Annotated in this window: 24 protein-coding genes; 8 read left to right on the top strand and 16 right to left on the bottom strand. The window is 66.6% G+C overall.

The genetic code is table 11. The features are described 5' to 3' along the window. Window positions 1–299: 299 nt before the first annotated feature. The 4 genes from AC56LU_RS13215 to AC56LU_RS13200 form a co-directional block, all read right to left on the bottom strand. Complete coding sequence (locus AC56LU_RS13215) at window positions 300–2210, bottom strand: DUF6600 domain-containing protein (protein ID WP_497176066.1); 1911 nt, start codon at window positions 2208–2210, stop codon at window positions 300–302. Window positions 2211–2347: 137 nt separating this feature from the next. Further along, complete coding sequence (locus tag AC56LU_RS13210; protein ID WP_497176065.1) at window positions 2348–2998, bottom strand: LysE family transporter; 651 nt, start codon at window positions 2996–2998, stop codon at window positions 2348–2350. A 99-nt stretch (window positions 2999–3097) separates the two neighbouring features. Further along, window positions 3098–3382, bottom strand: coding sequence for an HU family DNA-binding protein (locus AC56LU_RS13205; RefSeq protein WP_224947036.1), 285 nt, complete (start codon window positions 3380–3382; stop codon window positions 3098–3100). Window positions 3383–3470: 88 nt separating this feature from the next. Continuing rightward, window positions 3471–3689 carry a BrnA antitoxin family protein gene (locus AC56LU_RS13200; RefSeq protein ID WP_497176064.1) on the bottom strand — a complete coding sequence of 73 codons (219 nt, stop codon included), beginning with the start codon at window positions 3687–3689 and terminating at the stop codon, window positions 3471–3473. A 195-nt stretch (window positions 3690–3884) separates the two neighbouring features. Here AC56LU_RS13200 and AC56LU_RS13195 point away from each other — a divergent pair, with 195 nt between their 5' ends. Beyond that, window positions 3885–4814 (top strand): DUF808 domain-containing protein, encoded by a 930-nt coding sequence (locus tag AC56LU_RS13195; protein ID WP_497176266.1) that lies wholly within the window; start codon window positions 3885–3887, stop codon window positions 4812–4814. A 255-nt stretch (window positions 4815–5069) separates the two neighbouring features. Further along, the gene (locus AC56LU_RS13190) at window positions 5070–7982 is read left to right on the top strand and encodes a TonB-dependent receptor (protein WP_497176063.1); all 2913 of its coding nucleotides are present in this window, start codon (window positions 5070–5072) and stop codon (window positions 7980–7982) included. A gap of 84 nt (window positions 7983–8066) precedes the next feature. Here the strand turns inward: AC56LU_RS13190 and AC56LU_RS13185 are convergent, their stop codons facing one another. Beyond that, window positions 8067–8534 carry a hypothetical protein gene (locus tag AC56LU_RS13185; RefSeq protein ID WP_497176062.1) on the bottom strand — a complete coding sequence of 156 codons (468 nt, stop codon included), beginning with the start codon at window positions 8532–8534 and terminating at the stop codon, window positions 8067–8069. A gap of 33 nt (window positions 8535–8567) precedes the next feature. Here AC56LU_RS13185 and AC56LU_RS13180 point away from each other — a divergent pair, with 33 nt between their 5' ends. Together AC56LU_RS13180 and AC56LU_RS13175 are read left to right on the top strand one after the other, a co-directional pair. Further along, entirely contained in the window at window positions 8568–8906 is a 339-nt protein-coding gene (locus AC56LU_RS13180; RefSeq protein ID WP_497176061.1) for an NAD-dependent epimerase/dehydratase family protein, read from the top strand. Further along, entirely contained in the window at window positions 8903–9922 is a 1020-nt protein-coding gene (locus AC56LU_RS13175) for a zinc-dependent alcohol dehydrogenase family protein (RefSeq protein WP_497176060.1), read from the top strand. Before AC56LU_RS13180 ends, AC56LU_RS13175 begins: the two co-directional genes overlap by 4 nt. A gap of 4 nt (window positions 9923–9926) precedes the next feature. Here the strand turns inward: AC56LU_RS13175 and AC56LU_RS13170 are convergent, their stop codons facing one another. From AC56LU_RS13170 to AC56LU_RS13150, 5 genes are all read right to left on the bottom strand, one after another. Further along, window positions 9927–10694: a glutaminyl-peptide cyclotransferase gene (locus AC56LU_RS13170; protein ID WP_497176059.1), complete on the bottom strand. Its 768-nt coding sequence runs from the start codon at window positions 10692–10694 to the stop codon at window positions 9927–9929. Window positions 10695–10830: 136 nt separating this feature from the next. Next, window positions 10831–11514, bottom strand: a complete 684-nt coding sequence (locus tag AC56LU_RS13165) for an SOS response-associated peptidase (protein WP_497176058.1) — start codon at window positions 11512–11514, stop codon at window positions 10831–10833. Window positions 11515–11538: 24 nt separating this feature from the next. Continuing rightward, window positions 11539–12018: a DUF6644 family protein gene (locus tag AC56LU_RS13160; RefSeq protein ID WP_497176057.1), complete on the bottom strand. Its 480-nt coding sequence runs from the start codon at window positions 12016–12018 to the stop codon at window positions 11539–11541. Beyond that, a complete protein-coding gene (locus tag AC56LU_RS13155; protein WP_497176056.1) occupies window positions 12018–12356 on the bottom strand; it encodes a DUF6152 family protein in 339 nt (112 codons plus the stop codon). Before AC56LU_RS13155 ends, AC56LU_RS13160 begins: the two co-directional genes overlap by 1 nt. Before the next feature lie 28 nt (window positions 12357–12384). Beyond that, window positions 12385–12960, bottom strand: coding sequence for a histidine phosphatase family protein (locus AC56LU_RS13150; protein WP_497176055.1), 576 nt, complete (start codon window positions 12958–12960; stop codon window positions 12385–12387). Between the two features lie 105 nt (window positions 12961–13065). Here AC56LU_RS13150 and AC56LU_RS13145 point away from each other — a divergent pair, with 105 nt between their 5' ends. Next, window positions 13066–13542, top strand: coding sequence for a GNAT family N-acetyltransferase (locus AC56LU_RS13145; RefSeq protein ID WP_497176054.1), 477 nt, complete (start codon window positions 13066–13068; stop codon window positions 13540–13542). Window positions 13543–13613: 71 nt separating this feature from the next. Then, window positions 13614–14366, top strand: coding sequence for a DUF6624 domain-containing protein (locus tag AC56LU_RS13140; RefSeq protein WP_497176053.1), 753 nt, complete (start codon window positions 13614–13616; stop codon window positions 14364–14366). On the opposite strand, the gene nfsB is transcribed toward AC56LU_RS13140, so the two are convergent. Beyond that, the gene (gene nfsB / locus AC56LU_RS13135) at window positions 14288–14941 is read right to left on the bottom strand and encodes an oxygen-insensitive NAD(P)H nitroreductase (RefSeq protein ID WP_497176052.1); all 654 of its coding nucleotides are present in this window, start codon (window positions 14939–14941) and stop codon (window positions 14288–14290) included. The genes AC56LU_RS13140 and nfsB overlap by 79 nt on opposite strands. A gap of 22 nt (window positions 14942–14963) precedes the next feature. Then, a complete protein-coding gene (locus AC56LU_RS13130; RefSeq protein WP_497176051.1) occupies window positions 14964–15971 on the bottom strand; it encodes a zinc-binding alcohol dehydrogenase family protein in 1008 nt (335 codons plus the stop codon). Between the two features lie 102 nt (window positions 15972–16073). Between AC56LU_RS13130 and AC56LU_RS13125 the strand changes: the two genes are divergently transcribed. Continuing rightward, the gene (locus tag AC56LU_RS13125) at window positions 16074–16979 is read left to right on the top strand and encodes a LysR family transcriptional regulator (RefSeq protein WP_497176050.1); all 906 of its coding nucleotides are present in this window, start codon (window positions 16074–16076) and stop codon (window positions 16977–16979) included. Here AC56LU_RS13125 and AC56LU_RS13120 read toward each other — a convergent pair. Both AC56LU_RS13120 and AC56LU_RS13115 read right to left on the bottom strand, forming a co-directional pair. Next, on the bottom strand, window positions 16976–18034 hold the full coding sequence (locus tag AC56LU_RS13120; protein WP_497176049.1) for an NAD(P)H-dependent flavin oxidoreductase: 1059 nt from the start codon (window positions 18032–18034) through the stop codon (window positions 16976–16978). The two genes, AC56LU_RS13125 and AC56LU_RS13120, sit on opposite strands and share 4 nt — an antisense overlap. A gap of 47 nt (window positions 18035–18081) precedes the next feature. Next, on the bottom strand, window positions 18082–18699 hold the full coding sequence (locus tag AC56LU_RS13115; RefSeq protein ID WP_497176048.1) for a LysE/ArgO family amino acid transporter: 618 nt from the start codon (window positions 18697–18699) through the stop codon (window positions 18082–18084). Between the two features lie 95 nt (window positions 18700–18794). Here AC56LU_RS13115 and AC56LU_RS13110 point away from each other — a divergent pair, with 95 nt between their 5' ends. After that, on the top strand, window positions 18795–19682 hold the full coding sequence (locus AC56LU_RS13110) for a LysR family transcriptional regulator ArgP (RefSeq protein WP_497176047.1): 888 nt from the start codon (window positions 18795–18797) through the stop codon (window positions 19680–19682). Between the two features lie 7 nt (window positions 19683–19689). Here the strand turns inward: AC56LU_RS13110 and AC56LU_RS13105 are convergent, their stop codons facing one another. Together AC56LU_RS13105 and AC56LU_RS13100 are read right to left on the bottom strand one after the other, a co-directional pair. After that, complete coding sequence (locus AC56LU_RS13105) at window positions 19690–20139, bottom strand: hypothetical protein (RefSeq protein ID WP_497176046.1); 450 nt, start codon at window positions 20137–20139, stop codon at window positions 19690–19692. A gap of 140 nt (window positions 20140–20279) precedes the next feature. Next, window positions 20280–22541, bottom strand: a complete 2262-nt coding sequence (locus AC56LU_RS13100) for a PhoX family protein (RefSeq protein ID WP_497176045.1) — start codon at window positions 22539–22541, stop codon at window positions 20280–20282. Between the last annotated feature and the right edge of the window lie 49 nt (window positions 22542–22590).

The raw sequence follows: 22590 nt of genomic DNA, 5'->3' as shown, positions 1-22590 counted from the left end.
TCGTTCCTGTGCAAAGGGGCATTGTAGCCGCTCTCATATGGTCCTGCACTGGCGAAAAAAAAGGCCGGCGCTGTGGCCGGCCTAAAACTATTTCTTGGGAATGGGAGAAATAGCGGGACATTGGGTCGCTCGGAGCAGCGCTGCTGCCTGCGAGCGAGTGATGCCACTTTATCGGGACGCCGTCCAGGCTGCGAGCGGAATGTGACGAACTGCAGGCTGGTGCGACAGGCCGCCTGAACGGCGGGTTGGACGGTGCGCGGCCATGAAAAAAGGGCCGGATGCGGTTCCGGCCCTTCGGTTCAGCGCTCCCGCTCGTTGGGTCGGCTATTGTCCAGGGTTTCGGCCCGGCGTTCGAACCTGGCGCGGGCCGGCTGGGCCGCAGGGGCGGGTGGCGGTGGCGGTGCCATCATGCGCGGCGGCGCTGCTACGGCCTGGGGCGGCGGCGCGCTCGGCGCAGCCGGCTGTGGCATCGCCATCGCCTGCGGACGCTCGCGGCGGGCCTCGATGCGATCGCCGCGGTCGCCCCGATCCCAGCGTGGGCGCTCGTTCTCAGCCCCGTTTCCACGTCCCCATGACTGCGGACGGGCGGTTTCCTGCACCATGGCGGGCGCCGGCGCGGTCGTCAGCACCGGCGGACGCTGGCCGCCGCTGAAGCGCCCACGGCTGCCGTTGTCGGTGTCGACCCGGTTCGGAATGCCGTCGCCGTCGCGGTCGTTGTCGGAACGGTTGCGGATGCCGTCGCGGTCACGGTCGGCGCTGTTGCGAATACCGTCGTTGTTGCGGTCGCTGTCGATCCGGTTGCGGATGCCGTCGCCATCGCGGTCGCGCGGTCCGTGGCTGCGGTCGACGCGGTCGGGAATGCCATCGCGGTCGCTGTCACGGCGTGCGTTCGCCTGGCCGCGGTCGCGCCACCCCTGCGGGGCCGGCGGCGCGGCGCCCGGGGTAGCCGGCAAGGCCCGCGGCGGCGTGGCGCGCGGGACGTTCGAGACCACGACCGAACCGCGCTGGCCGAAGTTCGCATGCGGCACCACGGTAAGGCCACGCTGGCGGTAATCGGGCACGCCGTCGTTGTTGCGGTCGCCGTCGCGGTCGCGATCACGGCCATCGCCCTTGCGCTCGCGCCAGCTGTTCAGGCGGCGCAGGCGCTCGTCCGACAGGCGGTAACGCGGCACGTAGTGGTCGCGCGGGCCGAGCGGGTACCAGCCGGTGGCCGGCCGCGAACCGTGCTGGTGGAAATCCGCGCTCCAGCTGCCGCCGCCGACCCAGCCCACCAGCGCCGGCGACCAGACCGGGCGGCGGCCATGGTGTTCGCGGTGGCCCGGGGCCCAGGCCCAGCGGTTCTTCACGTGCACCCAGCGGCCGTAGTGGAAGGGCGCATAGCCCCAGGGCGCGTTGTCGACCCAGGTCCAGCCCCACGGGGCGATCCAGGTCCAGCGGCCGTCGCGGTAGGGCACCCAGCTCGCGGCGACCGCCGGGATCCACAGCGGGCCGTACTCGATGTCGTCCTGCCAGAGGCCGTGGCGGTCCAGTTCCTCGTAACCGGTCATCTCGGTGGTGACGTACTGCGCCGAGCGCGCGCCGTCGTTCACGCGGTCGCGCGCCAGGGACCAGTCGTCGAAGGCATCGCGCTGCGCCTGCAGGGTGCGCACGTCGTCGTCGCGCAGCTCGGCGCTGCGGCCGGCGCGGATGGTCAGGCTGGCGCCGCCGCCGTCGACCTGGGCTTCGCCCTCGAACACGCTCACCACGCTGGTGTCGCGCACGCGCTCGGCGTCCACGCGCAGGCGTCCCGGCCTGAGCATGCGCACGCGGCCCTGGGGCGTCGACAGTTCGAACTCCGGCAGCACGTCCTCGCTTAGGATGCGGATGCTGGCGCTGCCGTAGTGCAGGCGCAGGCGCACGCTGTCGTCATCCAGTTCGGCCACTTCGAGCGAGCTGTCGCCATCGATGCGGATCGCGGTCGAGCCGATCCGCACTTCGGTGCGTCCGTTCGGTTCGGTGGTGATCAGGTTGCGCGTGGTGACCGGCCAGTTGACCAGGGCATCGGTCGCGGTATCGCCCACGTCGCCGCTGATGCTGACCTTGCCCTGGGCGAGCGACACCCGGCCGACACGGCCCGGCGGCTCCGTGTCCAGGGTCTCCTGCGCCAGGGCGGCAGTGGATAAGGCCGCGAGCGCGAGCATCACGGCGGTCTTGGCGAATTGCTTGTGCATGGCGGGCTCCGGCGGGAACGTGGACGATGTGCTGCTGACAGATTAAACGCACAGGCGGCGTTTGGGACTACGCAACTTACAGAAAGTTTCAACTGCCGAGTAACAGATACACAAGTGACCGCAGGGACGCCGCCGCTTCAGGCGCGGCGGCCAGGTTCGACGAGGAAAAGAAGGGTACCCATCACCACCAGCACCGCGCCGAAGATGCGGTTCTGGATCCTGACCGCGCGCGCATCGCGGAAGAAACGCTGCATCGACGAGGCCAGCGCGGCATAGCCGTGCATGACGATCGAGTCGATGGTCACCATGGTCACACCCAGGATGGCCAGCTGCGGCAGCAGGGGCGCGTCCTTGGCGATGAACTGCGGCAGCACCGCCACCATGAAGATGATGCCTTTCGGATTAGTGGCATTGGTAAGGAAGCCGGTCACCACGCGCTTGCCGAAGCTCGGGTGCGCGGGCAGCCCGGCGGTGCTCAAGGCGGCGGCGTCGGCCGCCGGTTCCACCGGCGCGCGCCACTGCGCGATGCCGAGCCAGATCAGGTACAGCGCGCCGACGATCTTCACGACGGTGAAGGCCAGCGAAGACGCCAGCAGCAGCGAGCCGACGCCGGCGCCGGCGATGACCAGCACCAGGATCAGGCCGAACTGCAGGCCCAGCACGGTGGCACTGGCTTTCTTCAGGCCGTAGGCGAGGCCGTGCGACATCGACAGCACCGCGCCGGAACCGGGCGAAATGGCGATCAGCGAACCGGCGATGACGAAGGCGATCCAGGTGGCGAAGCTCATGCTGCTGAGGGAATAAGGAGGAGAGAGGAGGGTGGAACAAAACGGGCCAGCGCGCGCGTCCGGATGAACCGGAGCGCGGCGCGAGGCCTGGGGTAGTGCTTACTTCTTCTTCGGGTTGACGGCTGCTTTCAGCGTCGCGCCGGCAGCGAAGCGCGGGGACTTCGATGCTGCGATCTTGATGACATCGCCGGTTGCCGGGTTGCGGCCCTTGCGCGCAGCGCGCTTGGTGACCGAGAAGGTGCCGAAGCCGGTGATGCCGACCGTGTCGCCCTTTTTCAGGCGCTCGGTGATGATCTCGATGATCGTATTGACGGCAGTGTTGGCAGCCGCGCCGGACATCTCGGTGCGCTTCGCGAATTCCGCGATCAGTTCGCCTTTTTTCATAAGTCCCTCCGGGGTTAAAAGAGCGGGAAGATTAGCACAAAAGAATTCCTCTATGTAATCCCATCCGGAGGCGAACCGCAACGGAGCCTTACGCCAGGCTGCTTTCGACGCTTGGTGCAGCCAGGCGATGGCGCAGCGCGGCGTTGATCAGGGTCTGGTAACCGGTGCCGCAGCGCTCGGACAGGTTGCGGAATTCGTTCAGGACTTCGTCGTCGAGGTAGATCGTGATGCGGGTCTTGCGCTTCGGCGGACGGGCACGGCGCACAGGTGCGGCGTGTGCTGCTTGCAGGGTCGATTCGGTATTCATGGCGTCTCCTTCGGTGGCGAGGCTGCAGTACCGCAGCCAACAGCCTGCACTATACGTACGCGTACTTCGGGTTACCCGGCAAAAGCGACGAGATGCAGATTTACGCGACTGAAATGCATAAAGCCGCGCTGAACCGTGTGACTGCGAACCACGCGTCGGGTAAGATGATGCGAACTTGACATGATTGGAGCAACAATGGCCGGCAGCCTGCTTTTATTACTGGACGATATCGCAAGCGTCCTCGACGATGTAGCGGTGATGAGCAAGGTGGCGGCAAAGAAGACCGCCGGGGTGCTGGGCGACGACCTGGCGCTGAACGCCCAGCAGGTTACGGGGGTGAACGCCGAGCGCGAAATTCCCGTGGTCTGGGCCGTGGCCAAGGGCTCGCTCAAGAACAAGGCGATCCTGGTGCCGGCAGCGCTGGCCATCTCGGCCTTCGTTCCGTGGCTCATTACCCCCTTGCTGGTGATCGGCGGGGCTTTCCTGTGCTTCGAAGGCGCAGAGAAACTCGCGCATAAATTCCTGCACAAGGAAGAAGACGCGCATCACAAGGCCGAACTCGCTGCCGCGGTCGCCAACCCGGCAGTGGATATGGTTGCGCTGGAGCAGGAGAAGATCAAGGGCGCCGTGCGCACCGACTTCATCCTGTCAGCGGAGATCATCGTCATTTCGCTCGGCACCGTGGAACAGGCGCCGTTTGGCACACAGTTCGCGGTGCTGGTCACGATCGCACTGGCGATGACGGTCGGCGTGTACGGCCTGGTGGCCGCCATCGTCAAGATGGACGACGCCGGGGTCTACCTGAGCCAGAAGACCGGCGGCCTGGCGCGCAACACCGGCAAGCTGCTGCTGGCCACCGCGCCGAAGCTGATGAAGTTCCTGTCGGTGGTCGGCACTGCGGCCATGTTCATGGTCGGCGGCGGCATCATCGCCCACGCCTGGGCGCCGCTGCATCACTTCTCGGAAGGCGCGGCAGGCATGGTGGCCGGCGTGCCGGCCGTGGGCGGCGCGCTGGCGGCGGTCGCACCGACGGTGGTCGTTGCGTTCGCCGGCGTGATTGTCGGCGCACTCGTGCTGGCGGTGGTAACGGTCGTGCAGCGCGTGCGCGGCAAGAAGGCCCACTGAGCTCAGATGCCCGGATAGCGACCTGTCGCTTTTCGGCATCAAAACTCAAGCATTGCGCATGATATCTCGTGGAAATGTTGTCTAGACAAACAACTGTTTGACAGTTGGTTATCTTGATGTTCTGATCATTATTCATTTCGCCTTAGCAACACCAGCACGGCGATTGATGACAACATTTCGATCAAACTCACGGGAGCATCTATGCGTTTCTCATCCGGGCGCTATCAGCGCAGCGCCGCCGCAATTGCAGTTGGCATGTTGATTTCCTCTGTCGTCGTCGCGCAGAGTTCCGAGGGCTCGATTTACGGCCGCGGCAAGCCCGGTGACAGGATTACGATTACCAGCACCGAGAATGGCGCAACGCGCCAGATCACTGTCGATGCGAACGGCACCTATACCGCCGCCAAGCTCCAGCCAGGCACTTACCGCGTCGAAGGCGGCGGCATCACCCGTGAAGTGAACGTATCGATTGGTTCCGGTACCGCCGTCGACCTGGGCGGCAACAATGTCGCGCGCGTGGTCGTGCAGGGCACACGCAGTGCGATCGACACCTCGACCGCGGAAACCAGCACCGTCTTCACCGCCGACCAGATCGCGGCGCTGCCGGTGGCACGCGATATCAACGCGATCGCGATCCTGGCTCCAGGCGTGGTGCGCGGAGACCCGGACCTGGGCGGCGGCAGCCTGCCGTCCTTCGCCGGCGCATCGGTTGCCGAAAACGGTTACTACATCAACGGCTTCGACGTCACCAATATCCGTAACTTCCTGTCGTACTCGAACCTGCCGTTCGAAGCCATCGGCGCGCAGCAGGTCAAGAGCGGCGGCTACGGCGCCGAGTACGGCCGTTCGCTGGGCGGCATTATCAGCGTCGTCACCAAGCGCGGCACCAACAACTGGAAGGGCGGCGCATCGCTCTACTTCTCGCCGGAGTCGCTCCAGGCCAGCGGCAAGAACCTGCTCGACCTCGACCCGGACAACGCCAAATACAAGGTCTTCCGCAAATTCAACAAGACCGAGGAGCTGAACGCCAACGTCTATGCCGGCGGCCCGATCATCAAGGACAAGTTGTTCGTGTTCGGCGTGCTCGAAGGACGCCGCGACACCACCGACACCTTCCTGCAGAACCGCAGCATCGCCACCAAGTCGACCCAGCCGAACGGCATGATCAAGATCGACTTCACGCCGAACGAGACCCACCGCCTCGAGTTCACCGGCATCAGCAACAAGGAAAAAGACGACTACGTCGACTACATCAACAGCGCCAGCCAGGAATGGTCGAGCAAGCACGTCGGCACGCCGGGCAAGGGCTCCGTCGAATCCGGCGGCCACACCCTGATCGGCAAGTACACCGGCTACCTGACCGACAACTTCACGCTGTCGGCCCTGGTAGGCGCCGTCGACCACAAGGAGCCGCGCACCACCGGCTACCGCGTGGCGGCCCTGGACTGCCCGACCGTGTACGACGTCGACGTCAACAAACTCGGCTGCTGGAACGAACCGTTCGCCCTGAGCGCGCGTGACCCTAACGCGCCCGACTGGGACGAAGACAAGCGCCGCGCCTTCCGCATCGACGCCGACTGGACTGTCGGTTCGCACACCCTGCGCGGCGGTGTCGACTCGCAGAAATTCACCTCGAGCCAGGCTGGCGACGCGTTCTCGGGCGGCATCTACTGGCGTTACCTGCGCAGCAACAGCGGCGCCGTCAACGGCGTGGCCAATGCCGTGGCGCCGGGTTCGATGTACGTGCGCGGCCGCACCATTACCAGCACCTCGGGCGAATTCGAAGTCAAGAACGACGCCTACTACATCGAGGACAACTGGAAGGTCACCGACAACCTGCTGCTGTACGGCGGCATGCGCTGGGAATCCTTCGACAACATGAACGGCGATGGCGTCAGCTTCGTCGAAGCCAAGAACCTGAAGGCGCCGCGCCTGGGCTTCTCGTGGGACGTCAAGGGCGACGCCACCACCAAGCTGTACGGTACCCTGGGCCGCTACTTCATCCCCGTCGCCTCCAACACCAACATCCGCGCCACCCGCGGCGAGCTGTCGGTCGACCGCTTCTACCGCTACACCGGCATGGACCCGGTCACCGCCGCCCCGACCGGCATCACCGAGATCGGCACCGCCCTGATCAACGGCGACGGCAAGCTGCCGATTCCGGCCACCGTGGCCGACATGAACCTCAAGCCGATGTCGCAGGACGAGCTGATCCTGGGCTTCCAGCAAGCCGTGGCGAAGGGCTGGAACGCTGGTGTACGCGGCGTGTTCCGCAAGGTCAACAATGGCATGGATGACTACTGCTCGCACTCGGCGTTCGATAAATGGGCGCAGGACAATGGCTTCACCAAGTTCGATTCAGGCACCATGGCAGGCTGCGTGATGGTCAACCCGGGCGAGGACGTCACCCTGCAGGTCGACCTGCAGAACGACGGCAAGCTGGTGCCGGTCACCTTCCCGGCCGCCTACATCGGCCTGGAGAAGTACACCCGCAAGTACGCGGCGCTGGAGTTCTCGCTGGACCGCGCTTTCGACGGCAAGTGGAACCTGAACGCCTCGTACACCCTGTCGAAGTCGAAGGGCTCGGCGGAAGGCTATGTGAACTCGGTCATCAACCAGGAAGACGCGGGCGTATCGCAGGACTTCGACTTCCCATCGCTGACCCACGGTTCGGACGGCTACCTGTCGAACGACCGCCGCCATGTGCTGAAGGCCTACGGCAACTACATGCTGACCGAGCAGCTGCGCCTGGGCTTCAACGCCACCGTCGCTTCCGGCCGTCCGATCAGCTGCATCGGCTACGTGCCCTACGACGCGCCGGACTACGGCGACGCCGCCGGCTACTCGACCGCGTCCTCGTACTACTGCCTGAACGCGCAGGGCAAGAGCGAGCTGCACAACCGCGGCACCTTCGGCCGTACGCCGTGGAGCTCGTCGCTGGACATGTCGCTCGCCTACCTGCCTAAGTTCGGTACGCACAAGCTGACCCTGCAGGTCGACGTGTTCAATGTCTTCAACTCGCAGAAAGTGACCGAAGTCGACGAGATCCGCGACTACAGCCGCGTCACGACCAGCGCCGTGGAAGGCCGCCTGAACCTGAACTGGCGCCGTCCGACCTCGTACCAGTCGCCGCGCGGCGTGCGCTTCACGGCACGTTACGAGTTCTGATCCTCGGCGCCAGCCGAGTCGGGGGCCGCCTTCGGGCGGCCCTTCTTGCTTTTGGGGCGGCACGTTTTTCGCGCCTGCTCTAGACTACTTGCTACGGCTTAGCGCGGCCCCCGCAGCCAGGCCGAGCGCCAGGCTGGCATAGACCAGCGCCAGCGACGGCTTCGACAAGTGTTTTTCGTAGCCCGGCTGGAGGCGCTTTGGCGTCAGCTTGTAGTCGGCGAACGCGGCAAACGCCGAGGTGGCCGCGGACGCGGTCAGGATGCCCACCGGCGTCTTGCGGTCCAGGTAGCGGCCGGCAACCCGTTCGAACACGATCGACCAGAAGGTGGAACTGGCATGGTGAATCAGATAGCCGGGGACGGTATAGCGCAAGGAAAGCTCGCTCTTGCGGGTTGCCTTGTCGCCATGCACGTAATGGCTGATGGCGTTGGTCGGCGCCAGGGCGCTGCCGGTTTCCTTCTTGCCGACGATGGCCAGCGCTACCGTCGAGAGGATGCTGGAAGCCGCGCCGGATACCAGGCCGCGCTCGATTGTCGTTGTCCAGTTTTGCATGGATTCCTCGTGGAAAAGTAAAAGGGTGCATGAATGCGGGTATTGCTGACGGGCGCCAACGGCTTTATCGGACGACACCTGCTACAGGCATTGCTGGCCGACGGCCACCACGTCGTCTGCACGCTGCGCCGGCCCAGGACCAGTACCGAACCGCGCCTCGCCTGCATCCATTCCGACTTCGCCCAAGATACCGATAAATCCGTCTGGCTGGCGCGCTTGAAGGACGTCGATGCGGTGATCAACACGGGCGGCTATTACGCGAGTTGGTTGGCCAGACCTGGTCGATTGCGCTGTACGTGCCGGCTGGCGCCTGCCGGCTGCCCGTGGTGTGGCTGCCGATATCATCTTTTATCTTTGAGGAGAACTCCATGAAGGCCTACCAGATCCTTCCCGGCGCGAACATCGACGGGCTGCAGTGCATCGACTACCCCGACCGCAGCCCTGGCCACGGCGAAGTGCGCATCCGCGTGCACGCGGTGTCGCTCAACTACCGCGACCTGATGGTCGCCAGCGGCAACTACCTGGTCACCGTGGACGATCCCATCATCCCCTGCTCGGACGGCGCCGGCGAGGTGCTGGAAATCGGCCCCGGGGTCACGCGGGTGCAGGTCGGCGACCGGGTGGCGGGGGCCTTCTTTCCCTACTGGCAGGACGGCATGACCTCGCCGGAAAAGATCCGCCACGCGCTGGGCGGCGACATCGACGGCATGCTGGCCGAGGAAGTGGTGCTGCACGAGGACGCGCTGGCGAAGATCCCGGCGTCCCTCAGCTTCGTCGAGGCCTCCACCATGCCCTGCGCGGGCGTCACCGCCTGGAATGCGATCTTCGTATCCAGCCACCACGTCAAGCCGGGCGACACCGTGCTGCTGCTCGGCACCGGCGGCGTCTCTGTGCTGGGCATGCAGCTGGCCAGGGCGGCCGGGCTGCGCACCATCATCACCTCGTCGAGCGACGAGAAGCTGCAGCGCGCCCGCGAGCTCGGTGCGCACCACACCATCAACTACGGAAGCATTCCGGAATGGCACGAGGAAGTGCTGGCGGTGACCCATGGCCGGGGCGCGAACGTGGTGCTGGAAGTCGGCGGAAAGGGCACGGTCAACCGCTCGGTGTCGGCGGCCGCGATGGGCGGCACGGTGGCCATCATCGGCGGCGTCAGCGGCTTCGGCGGCGAAGTGAACCCGGCCTCGCTGCTGGCCACCGCCAAGCGCATGGTCGGTATCTATGTCGGCAGCCGCACCATGCTGGAAGACGTGATGCGCTTTGCCGATACGGTCTGCCTGAAGCCGGTGATCGACCGCGTGTTCCCGTTCGCCCAGGCCCGGGACGCCTACCGTTACATGGAATCAGGCTCGCATTTCGGCAAGGTCGTCATCGACGTCACCAGTTAGGCGATCAGCGCTTGGGCACCAGTTCGATCTCGTACACCTTGGGCCACAGCTTGCCGGTGACGAACAGGCGCTTGCCCTTGCTGTCCCAGGCGATGCCGTTCAGGACCGCGTCCGGGTCGGGGGTGCCGCGCTGGGCGCGCGGCAGCAGGCCCTCCAGGTTGATCACGCCTTTCACCGTGCCGGTGGCGGGATCGATGCGCAGGATCATGTCGGTGCCCCAGACGTTCGAGAACAGCTCGCCCTCGACCATCTCGAGTTCGTTCAGCTGGGCGATCGGATTGCCCTGGTGGGTCACCTGGATGCGGCGCACTTCCTTCATGGTCTTCGGTTCGAGGACGCGGATGAAGGAGCTGCCGTCGCTCATGTAAACCAATTTTGCGTCGCTGGCCAGGCCCCAGCCTTCGCCGACGTACTTGAAGGTCTGCTTCAGCTTGAAGGTCTTCATGTCGAACACGTAGCCGACCTGCGAGGTCCAGGTGAGGGCGACGATGTCGTTTCCGACCGCGGTCGACCCTTCGCCGAACACCTCGGGCGGCATGTCGGCCTTCTGCAGCACCTTGCCGCTCTTGACGTCCACCTTGCGCAGCGAAGACGTGCCGTTGCGGCCCGTGGTTTCGTACAGGTGGCCGTCGCGGAAGAACAGGCCCTGCGTGAACGCCTTCGGGTCGTGCGGGTAGGTATTCTTGACGACGAAGCCGTAGGTCGGGACGGCTGCCTGGGCTGCGCCGGCAAACGACGCCGCGAGGGCGAAAGTGACGAATGGTTTGAGCATGGTGCTGAGAACTGTAGCACAAGCGGTTTTGTAGGGTGGGCGGGTTTCCCGCCCACGCGTTCAAATCATGGTGATGTCGCCTGCGGGCTTATTCAACTGTTGGTTGAACGCGTGGGCAGGGGACCTGCCCACCCTACTAGAACAAGGATAAATTCGGCGACGGCTCCACGCTCTTCTTCACCGTCTGCGGCGCCGCCCAGGTCTTCATGCGCGCCGCCGGATAGTGGCGGAGAAAAGTGCGCGCTGTCTCCACGTCGCGGCAGGCCAGCCAGTCCTCGAGTTCATCCGGCGCGATCACCACCAGCGAACGCTTTTCGTCGTCCGGCTTGTGCATGCGCGACATCAGCGGGTGGTCGTCGGCATTGATCGTGATTTGCGTGAACGCGGACTCGACCCGGCCGTCGGCCTCGGTCCACTCGCGCCACAGGCCGGCCACCATGAAAGGACTGTCGTCCTCCATCCCGATCGCGTGGCGCAGCGCGCGGCCGCTTTCGTAGCAGGGCTCGTAGAACCAGGTCATCGGCACCGCGCACAGCTGCAGGCGGCGCCAGCTCGGTGCGAACGAGCGCCGCTCGCCCAGCGATTCGGCGCGCGCATTCATGGTGTCGAAGGGCTTGACGCCGGGCGGGATATGACGGCGCGGCACCATGCCGTAGCTGGCCAGGCAGGCTTGAGGCCTGCCATCCAGGCCACGGCGGATGATCGGCGCGCTGTAGTCCTTCCAGACTTCGTCGGGCCAGCGCCAGTCGGCCGGCAGTTCGCTGAAGGCGCCAAGGGTGCCGAACTGCTCGCGGGTGGGGGTATGGTAGTTGACGCACATGGTCCGTCCAGCATAGTGCAACTGTCAAAAATAGGCCAGCAGGCGGCCACACGCGATCACGGCGATCCACAGGCCGAGCGAGAGCAGGGCGTGCAGGATCGCCCGGGGCGGCGCGCGCTCCTTCCACACATCCGCCTGGCGGTAGGGCCCGGCATGGAAAGCGAGCGCATTCAGGCCGGCCACGGCGATCAGGCCGAGCTTGAGCAGGAACACGCGGTTGGCCAGCAGCGCCAGTGGATCGGTCACGAACAACAGCAGGCCCGTCGGAACGACCAGCAGCATGCTGCCGGCCGACCAGGGCAGCAGGTGGCGCGCCAGTGCCCGCACCGGCAACTGGCGGCCGAAGCCGAGCACGCGCAGGTCGAACATGACCACCGCGCCCACCAGCACGGCGAAACCGATGATGTGGAGCGTCTCGACGACCGGATACAGCCAGGCACCCTCGCGCAGGGCCTGCGCCAGGGGCAGGGACGCGGCGAACTGCGCCGCATCCTTTATTGGCATCAGCGCAGCTCCGTGGTCTTGTCCTTGATGGTGATGCGTTCGGCGCGCAGCTCGGCCCCATTGCTGCGATGTGGATAACCGACCACCGTGGCCTGGCCGCCCACCGCCAGGTTCGCCTTCGGCAGGCCGCGGTTTTCCATACGCCCCGGCGGCGCCAGCACCACCAGCCAGGTCTTGTCGGCCGTCTTCAGGCGCACGAAGCCGTGCGGCTGCATGTAACCCGACTCCGCGATGGTGCCGGACAGGGTCAGCGGCTTGTCGGCGTCGTATTCGCTCCAGCCGTGGTGGGCCGAAGCAGTGGTGGCCACCAGGGCGGCCAATAGGAACCAGCGTTTCATGACAATCTCCTGTCGAAGAAAAGGCAACTCATTGTATGCCCAAATCTTGTGCACGCAGCCGTCCGACGACTTCCAGCCTGTTCAATCCCGGCCGTGCGACCACGATCTCGCCCTGTGACACATATTCGTTGACCAGCGCGCGGATGTTGACGTCGTGCGTGACCAGCACCAGATTCGGCTTGTCCCTGTATGCGCCGACCCTGGCCAGCACGTCGACCACCTTGGCGCGTCCGGCCGCCTCGCTGTCCCTGAACATGGAATCGAGCATCGGCGCCTCCTGCACGCGGCCGAAGGCGAGGCGGGCGGTGTCGAGGCAGCGGCACCAGCGGCTCGACAGCACCGGGCCGAGCGGAATACCGCGCTCGCGGAAGGCGGCGCCGATCGCGCGCGCATCCCGTTTTCCCTGCGCGGACAGGTTGCGCTGGGTGCTGCATACGGCCAGCCGAAAGCCGGGCGGGTCGCCGATGCCGGGATCGGTGGCGGCATGGCGGATCAGCAGCACATGGCCGCCGCCCTGCAGGCGCTGCCACAGGCCGGCCTCGGGCGCCGCCAGGGGAGTACTGGCCGGCAGGGCGATCACTGCCAGGAAGCGTCGTCGCAGCATGCGTTTCTCCTCGGATCGGGCTGCGGGCATTATCCTGCGCGATGGCATGGACGAGCGCACGGCTGCGGGATAAGCTCGGCTGGAGCAAATCACCCCGATCTTCCGATGAGCATGCCGCACCAGCGCCGGGCCGAACCGGCCGACCTTCATGTGCTGTGGGACCTGCGCACCCGCGCGATCCGCGCAGGCTGCGCGGCCCATTATCCAAGCGACATCATCGACGCCTGGTGCGCCGCGCCGCCACCGACCAAGCTGCCGGCGCTGCTGGAAGCGGGCGGCGGGCTTGTCGAGGAAGAAGACGGGCAGGTGCTGGGATACGCCATCCTCAACCTGCATACCGGCGAACTGGATGCCGCCTTCGTCGACCCGGCGCACCAGAGACGAGGTATCGCCCGGCGCCTGCTGGCGATGCTCGATGCGATGGCGGTGCGGCAGGGCCTGCGGCGGCTGTTCCTGTGGTCGTCGCTCAATGCCGTGCCGGTCTACGAGCGCGCCGGCTACGTGGCGCTGCGCCGCGAGATCTACCCGCACCGCAGCGGCCTGCAGCTGGAGTCGGTGTATATGGAAAAGACCCTTTTCTAGCCTTCCATGCGGCTGGCATGGACCGGGGCGAAACCCGGCGCTACACTGGGCTGGATACCTGAGGAGACCAGATGCTGCGTCCTTACCTGCCCACCTTGCTGATGGCAGCCGGCCTGGCCCTGCCCGCCATGGCCACAGCCGCCGAACCGTGCAGCGACTATGCCGCCGCGCTGGAAGTCATGACCACGGCGGACCAGGCCCTGCGCAAGCGCGTCGACTTTCTCGCCCCTCAGAGCAAGGAGCAGCAGAAGCTGGCCGGTCACATCGTGCTGGTCGACCGGACCAACACGGAACGCTTGAAAGCCCTGATCGCGCGATGTGGCTGGCCATCGAAGGCCGCCCACGGCGAGCAGGCGCCCGGCCACGCATGGCTGCTGACCCAGCATGCGGATCACGACGTCGCGTTCCAAAATCAGGCGCTGGCACTGATCGAGGAGGCTGCTGCGGCAAGCGGCGAGGGTATCAACCGCCCCTTCGCCTACCTGTACGACCGCGTGGCGGTGGCGGAGAACCGCCCGCAGCGCTACGGAACCCAGCTGTCGACGAGCGGGAAGGACCACTGCGCCCTCGAATTCGCCCCCATGGACGACCGCGCGCAGGTGGAAGCGCGCCGCGCCCAGCTCAATCTGCCGCCACTGGACGACTACAAGCGGATGGTAATGGAGATGCAGCACTGCCCGGTTCCGCCGGCGCACGCCAGCGACCGCCACTATGCGGCGACGGCGGCCGGCAATGACGGCAGCAATCAGACGAAAGTGAAGGTCAGCTCTTCCGCCAGCCGCGACTTCGGCAAGCCGGCATTGAAGTCCGCGTCCGAGCGGTAGCCGAAGCTGGCCAGCACCACGCTGGCCAGGCCTTGCGCGTGCAGGCCGAATTCCTCGTCCAGGATTTTCTGGTCGAAGCCTTCCATCGGGGTGGCGTCGATGCCGAGCGAGGCCGCGCCCAGCAGGGCGGTGCCCAGCGCCAGATACACCTGCTTTTCCAGCCATTGCGGCATGTCGCGCGTGGTGTAGCGGTGCGTGCGCACATAGCCGCGCCGGCCGGCATCCTGGCCCGCGCGCGCGGCATCGTCGCGGAATCGCCCGTCGCGTGCTTCCTGCGCCAGCAGGCGCTCCAGGTGCGCGTCGTCCATGTCGATGCGCGAGCAGAACACGATCACGTGCGAGGCATCCAGGATCTTCGAGGCGTTATAGGAGTAACCGCCCTGCGCCGCCTTGGCCACGCGCGCCTTGCCTTCCGGCGTACTGGCGACGATGAAGTGCCAGGGCTGCGAATTCACCGACGAGGGGCTGTGGCGCAGCAGCTCGATCACCTGCTGCATGAGTTCGTCGGGGATGCGGCGTTCGCTGTCGTAGGCCTTGGTGGTGTGGCGCTTGCGGGCTGTTGCGAGAATATCCATCTAGTCTGTTTCCTTGTCTGACTTAAAAGTTTTCGAGCACGATCTTGCCGACCGCGCGGCCGCTCTCGATCAGGGCGTGGGCACGGCGCAGGTTCTCGGCCGAGATGATTCCGAAATGTTCCCCCAGCGTGGTGCGCAGGCTGCCGTCGTCGACCATCTGCGCGACGAGGTTCAGGAGCTTGTGCTGCTTGATCATGTCGTTCGTCTCGAACATCGAGCGCGTGAACATCAGCTCCCAGTGCAGCGAGATCGACTTGCGCTTGAGCGGCACGGCGTCCAGCACGGCCGGGTCGTCGATCAGCGCGAACTGGCCTTGCGGCGCCAGCACCTCGACGATGGCGGGGTAGTGCTTGTCGGTGTGGGTCAGGCTGATGACGATGTCCACCGCCGGAATGTTAATCGCTTCCAGCTCTTCGCGCAGGGAGCGGGTGTGGTCGATGACGTGGTGGGCGCCGAGTTCGCGCACCCAGTTGCGGGTTTCCTCGCGCGACGCGGTGCCGATCACGGTGAGTCCGGTGAGCTTGCGCGCCAGCTGCACCAGGATCGATCCCACCCCGCCGGCCGCGCCGATCACCAGCAGCGACTTTCCGGCGCCGCCCCCCTCGGCGATGCGGAGCCGGTCGAACAGCAGTTCCCATGCCGTGATCGAGGTCAGGGGCAGGGCGGCCGCCTGGGCGAAGTCGAGCGTGGCCGGCTTGCGGCCGACGATGCGCTCGTCCACCGCCTGGAACTGGCTGTTCGAGCCCGGGCGCAGCAGCGAACCGGCGTAGAACACTTCGTCGCCTTCCTTGAACAGCGTGACGCTGCTGCCGACCGCGCGCACGATGCCGCTCGCGTCCCAGCCCAGCACGCGCGGCTCAGTGACCGAGGCGCCAAGGCGGATCTTGGTGTCGACCGGATTGACCGAGACCGCGCGCACTTCCACCAGCAGGTCGTGCGGGCCGGCCAGCGGCATCGGCAATTCGATCTCGTGCAGCGACTGGGGGTCGCTGATCGGCAGGCCATGCTGGGTATACACTACTGCTTTCATGTTGAATCTCCGGTAAGTTTTCGATGCGATGACCATTCTATGTAGCGAAGCCGCGGGGAAAAACCCGGTGGGTGCGATTTCACTTTCACAGCTGGAGAGAAAATGATCAGGTTGGACGACCTGGCGCTGTTCGTCCGCAGTGCCGCCCTGGGGAGCTTTTCGAAGGCTGCGCGCGAGGTCAACCTGCTGCCCGGGCAGGCCAGCGCGGCGATCGGCCGCCTCGAGCGCGAGCTCGACCTGCGCCTGTTCGCGCGCTCGACCCGCAGCCTGCGCCTGACCGAGGAAGGCAAGCGCTACCTGCCGTTTGCGCAGGATGCGCTGCAGGCCCTGCGTGACGGGATCGACGGCATCCGCGGCGATACCGATATTCTCACCGGCACCCTGCAGATTGCGGCGCCCTCCGACTTCGGGCGCAACCTGCTGCTGCCGTGGATCTCGGAATTTCGCCGCGATCACCCCGGGCTCGACATCCAGCTGCTGGTGTCGGACCAGGTGGCGGACGTGTTCCGCGATCCGGTCGACATTGCCCTGCGCTACGGGCAGATCATTGATGCCAGCTACGTCGCCCTGCCGGTCGCGCCGGGCAACCGCCGGGTGCTGGTGGCCTCGCCCGGCTACATCGCCGCGCACGGGCGCCCGGCCACGCTCGACGACCTCGTCCACCACAACTGCCTGCAATACCGGCTGCGCGGCCGCGCCTACGACCGCTGGTCCTTCCCACTGCCTGCGGGCGCGCGGCTGGTGCAGGTGGCGGGGCGGCTGGTGAGCGACGATGCCGAAGTGGTGCGGCGCTGGGCGCTGGCCGGCGAAGGCATCGCCTATAAATCCTGGCTCGACGTCAGTGCCGACGTGGCGCAGGGACGGCTGGAAGTGCTGCTGCCGGACGTGCCCGGCGAGCCGACGCCGCTGAACCTGGTGTGCCCGCACCGGCGGCAGTTCTCGCCCGCGGTGAAGCTGCTGCATGCGCTGGTGGAGGAGCGTTGCCGCCCCTTGGCACGCGCGGTTTAAGCGGCCTGGTTCATTTCCGCCACCAGGGCGGCCACCAGTTCGCCCGCCGGCACGGCGCGCGCCTGGGCGAAGTTGGTCCCGCCCCAGTTGACGGAATAGTCCTGGCTGCCCTTGCCCGATGCGGCCGCATGCAGGGCCTTGGCGGCGTCGTAGGTGATGGGGTAATCGGGCAGCGGCGGATGGCCGTCTGCGCCGACCTCGAGGAACAGCCGGTTGACGATGCCGCGCGCCGGCCGCCCGGAGATCACGGCCGTGAGTGCGGTCTGCCCGCTCCCTTGCGCGATCAGTGCGCGGTGGTGCGGCGGCGCCGAGGATTCCGGGCAGGCGATGAAGGCGCTGCCCATCTGGACCGCGCTGGCGCCATGGTGGAGCGCGGTGCGGATGTGCGCACCGCTCATGATGCCGCCGGCGGCGACCAGCGGCAGCGATACTTTGCCATGCAGCTGCTGCAACAGCTCGAGGGCAGGCAGCGCCGCATCTGGCGCGGATGGATCGAACATGCCGCGGTGCCCGCCCGCCTCGATGCCCTGGGCGACGATCACGTCGATGCCGGCCGCCTCGATGCGCAGCGCTTCGTCGAGTGAGGTCGCGGTGGTGAACAGGACGATGCCGGCCGCCTTCAGCGCATCGATTTTCGCCTGCGGCGGCAGGCCGAAATGGAAGCTGACCACGGCAGGGCGCTCTTCCAGCAGCAGCGCGAACATCGCTTCGTCGGACAGGAAGCTGCGGTAGATCTCGCCCAGCCTGGTGGGCGGTGCCGCGCCGAAGCGTTCGAAGTGCGGACGCAGCCAATCGAGCCAGGCAGCTTCGCGCGCCGGGTCGGCCTGCGCCGGCGCATGGGTAAACACATTGACGTTGAACGGGCGGCCGGTTTTCTCGCGCACTGCCGCGATGGCGGCGCGCGCGCCCTCCACGGTGGAGGTGCCGACGGCGATCGAGCCAAGCCCGCCCGCTTCCGAGACGGCGGCGGCCAGGGCCGGGGTCGAGATGCCCGCCATCGGGGCCTGGATGATGGGATAGCGGATGTCCAGCAGCGACAGCAGGTCGTGGCTCATGGTGCGGCTCCGTGGTCAGGGTCGAAACACGAGTATAGCGAGCCTTCTCATGCTCCGTGCAGCAGCAGCCAGGCCAGCACCAGCATCAGCGAGCCCGTGAAGGCTTCGATCGCGCGCCATACCGACGGGCGGCCCAGCACGGAAGCGAAGCGCTGCGCGCCCAGGCCGAGTGCGGTAAACCACAGCACCGAGGCCGTCATCGCCCCCAGCGCGAACGAGGGACGCGCGTCGCCGGCCAGGCTGCTGCCGACCGCGCCGAGCAGCACCACGGTGTCGAGGTAGACGTGCGGGTTGAGCAGCGACAGCGCCAGTACGGTGGCCAGGGCCCGGCCCATGCTCAGGTTCCTTGCCTCTTGCGACACAGCGAGTGACGCGCCGCCCCGCAGGCTGCTCTTCCAGCAACGCCAGCCATACCAGACGAGGAAGGCGGCGCCGCCATAGCGCGCCACCGCCATCAGGGTGGGAGAAGCCTCCACCAGCGCGCCCAGGCCCGCGACGCCGAGCCCGATCAGCAGCACGTCGACCACGATGCAGGTGGCCACCGTCGCTGCGACGTGCCGGCCGCGCACGGCGGTGCGGATCACGTGCGCATTCTGGGCGCCGATGGCCATGATCAGGCTGGCGCCGAGCCCCAATCCCTGCAAGAAAACCTGTTGCGAAAACATGATGCGCCTCCAAGAAAGCGCCCATGTTTGCCTACGCGGCAGCTAAATTCAAATATATTCATCATTTCTAAACTTGGTTAAGCAAAACTGAATCTATGCAGATCGATCCTCGCCGCAGCGCGGCCTTCATTGCCGCCGTCGACACCGGAAGCCTGGAAGGCGCAGCCGCGCAGCTGTCGCTCAGTCCCTCGGCCGTTTCGCAGCGCATCTCGGCGCTGGAGCAGGATTTCGGCACGCCGCTGCTGGTGCGCAGCCGACCCTGCCGCCCGACCGGGCCGGGCACGCGCCTGCTGCAGTACCTGCGCCGCTCCACCCTGCTGGAAGCCGAATTCCTGGCGGAGATGGGCATGGACGAGGGCCTGGGCCGCATCGAGATCGCGGTGAACAACGACACCCTCGCCACCTGGCTGCTGCCGGTGCTGGCGCCGATCCTCGCCAAAGAGGGCTTGCTGGTCGAATTCGTGCTCGACAACCAGGGCCATACCTTCGCGCTCTTGGCGCAGGGCCGGGTCGTGGCCTGCGTGGCGGGCGAAGCGACGCCGATGCATGGCTGCACGGCCAGCCTGCTCGGCCGAATGCGCTACCGGATGGTCGCCTCCGAGGCGTTTGCGCAGGCGTGGTTCGCCGGCGGCTTCAACCGCGAGACCGCGCGCCGCGCCCCGGTGGTGGTGTTCGACCGCAAGGACTCGCTGCAGTCGGCCTTCTTGCTGAAGCACTTCGGCCTGCCGGAAGGGGCCTATCCGTTCCACTACGTGCCGGCCAGCGATCCGTACGTCGCGGCGATCGCGATCGGCATGGGCTACGGCATGCTGCCGATGGAGCAGTGCGGCGCGATGCTGGCGGATGGCAGGCTGGTGGACCTGGCGCCCGCGCTCTACGTGGACGTGCCGCTGTACTGGCACGCCTGGCGCGTCCAGCCGCCGCGGCTGGAACGCATGGGAACGGCGCTGGTGGAGGCGGCGCGCCAGGTATTGCTGCCTTGAGAGCGCGTCAGGAAGCGCGTACCAGTTTCAGGCCGGACCCGTTGCTGCGCCGGGCCGCTTTCGCTGGCCCCACCGGCCACAATTGCGCCACGCCCCACAGCAGTTCCGGCACCAGGAACAGCCACACCAGCGGCAGACCGCCCTGGGCCAGCGCCCACACCATCCAGGACGCGAACAGGAAGCGTCCGGCGCCGTCGTAGCGCCCGAGCGCCAGGCTCGGTTCCAGCAGGCGCCGCACGGACCACAGCAGGACCAGGCTGCCCATCAGGCAGGTGATCAGGATGTGGATCTGGGCGAAGTGCGCCAGCGGTGCGCCGCCCAGCCGGATGTTCAGCGCGGTGAGCTGCGGGTAGAGCAGCGAGAAGGTCCAGGGCGTGGCGAAGGGCCCGACGACGACGATGTCGAACAGCGCACTGGCGCGCGTGATGCGGAGATAGGTGGACAGCGTGACGGTCATGGCAAGCTCCTGCGTCTTGATTGGCGCATCCCCGATGCTGGCATGTCTGGCGCTCACGCTCCTTGCGATGGACGAAAAAAGGGGCGGGACGTGTGGACGTCCAGCCCCAAAGGATGGAGATCTTGCTACTCAGGTGCTACTCAGGTGCCGATCCTGCCCCCGTCGTTCTTGGTGATCACGATGGTCGCCGAGCGTGGGCGCTTACCGGCGCCGTAGCCGGCGTTCGACGGCCACTGGCTGGTGTATTTGCTCGGGTCGCCGATGTTGGCCGCCGCCGTGCTTTCACCCGGGTGCTGGATGTTCACGAACAGCGCCTTGCCGTCCGGGGTCTCGGCGATGCCGGTAATCTCAGAGCCGACCGGGCCGACCAGGAAGCGCTTGAGCGTGTCCGCGGTCGCGGCCGCGCCGACGTAGGTGTCGACGCTGAGGGTGGTGCCGTTGGCGCGCGGATGGTTCAGCGTGAGCTTCTTGCCATCGCCCACGCGGCCCGGCACGCCGGCCAGCATCATGTTGTTGGTGACGTCGGTGTAGGCGCCGTCGTCGGTCTGGATCCAGCAGATGCCGGTCGAGGCGCTGAACGCCAGGCCGTCCGGGCTCGAGAAGTCCTGGTCGGCGCTGAGGCCGGACAGGTTGACCTTGGCGGCATCCGCGCCGGATTCGGCGCCGAACAGGTAGACGTCCCAGGTGAAGCTGCTCGAGGTCGAACCCGCGCTGCCTTCCTTGACGCGGATGACGTGGCCGTTCGGGTTGCCCGCCTGCGCGGTGCTGCCCTTCATGTCGGTATAGACGCGCGGGTTGGCGGCGTCCGGCGCGGCCTGGCTCGCGCCGCTCGGCTCGACGCGGCGGTTGCTGTTGTTGGTCAGCGTGAAGTAGATTTCGCCGGTGCCAGGATGGACCGAGCACCATTCCGGACGGTCCATCTTGGTCGCGCCCACGGCGTCGCCCGCCAGGCGTGCGTTGACCAGCACGTCGGCCTGGTCGGCGAACTTGTAGGCGGCATAGGCGGCGATCGCCGGATTCGAGATCGACAACTCGATCCACTGGCCGGAACCGTCGGCATTGAATTTCGCGACGTACAGCTTGCCGCTGTCGAGGTACTTGTCGCCGATGGCGATGCGGTCCGTGGCCGTCGCGTCGGCGGCAGCCCAGACGGCGGTCGAGACGAACTTGTAGATGTACTCGTTGCGCGAGTCGTCGCCCATGTACACCGCCAGCGGCTGGCCGACAACCGGCTTGCCGAACACGGCGCTCTCGTGGGCGTAGCGGCCCAGCGCGGTGCGCTTCTTGATCGACCTGGTCTTGTCGTAGGCGTCCATCTCGACGATGTAGCCCATGCCGTTCATCTCGTTGCGGTAGTCGTCGCTGCCGTCGATCGAGGCGCCCTTTTTGCTGATGTTCCATCGTGCGTACTTATCATCGAGTCCGCCGGTTTCCCAGCCGTGGCGCGACGCGGCGCCCTGGTCGCGGCCATAGCGCTTGAGCGCGACCACGCTCTTGTCGCCGCGCGCGGCATCATCCGTTGCTGCGCGGGTGAAATAGCCGGCCCAGTTCTCTTCGCCCGACAGGTAGGTGTTCCACGGGGTCTTGCCGGTGCCGCAGTTGTTCAGGGTGCCGCGAATCTTCGTGCCGCCGGTCGAGTATTTGGTGACCACCAGGGCATTGCCGCGCACCGGGCCGGAGATCTCGATGTCGGTCTGCTGGTGCACGCGGCGGTTGAAGCTCGCGTCCTTCACATAGGCCCACTTGCCGCCGCTCAGGCGCACTTCGGCCACCGACAGGCCGTGCAGCGCCATCTCCTTGTCCACTTCCGCCGCCGGGCGCGGCAGCGACATGGTGCCGCCGTTCGGGTGCAGGAAGAATGCCGACAGCTTCTCGTCGATGGTGGCTTCGTGGTTCATCGCCAGCAGGCCGCGGTCGGTCGCCGTGGTGGATGCGGCGCCGGTGGCGGAGAGCGGGAAGAATTCCATGCCGTCGTGCTGGTCGCCGGCGCGGTTCTCGTGGTCGGTGTCGGTGCCGTCGTTCTTGAACGCCGGGGTGGCGGCGGTCAGCGGGTCGCCCATGGCGTACAGCACGCTGGCGGTGTAGCCGGCGGGGACGACTACCGTGTCGGCCAGGCTCTTCGAGACGGCCGTAAAGCCGAGCAGCTTTTCCGGCGCCGGCGGCGGGGTGGTGTTCACCGGCGGGGTCGGCAGGGTCGCGCCGTCGTTGTCGGAGCCGCCGCAGCCGCTCAGGCCGATGGCGCCCAGCAGGGCGGTGGCAGCCGATGCGGCGCCCCCGCGCAGCAGGCTGCGGCGGCTCAGGCGGGCTTCGAGGACGGTGCTGAAGTGTTCATTCGACGAAACGTTCGTATCGATGTCGTCATGGTCGACAGGGATGCGGGCGAGGTCGGTCGGCTTGTTCACGGATGGTCCTGTTAGTTGTGTGGAAAAGTCAGAGCATGGTAGGCAGCGA

The organism is Telluria sp. PB2R4, assembly GCF_059685695.1.
Note: the sequence above shows the minus strand (reverse complement) of the source record. Positions and strands in the feature narration are given on the sequence as shown.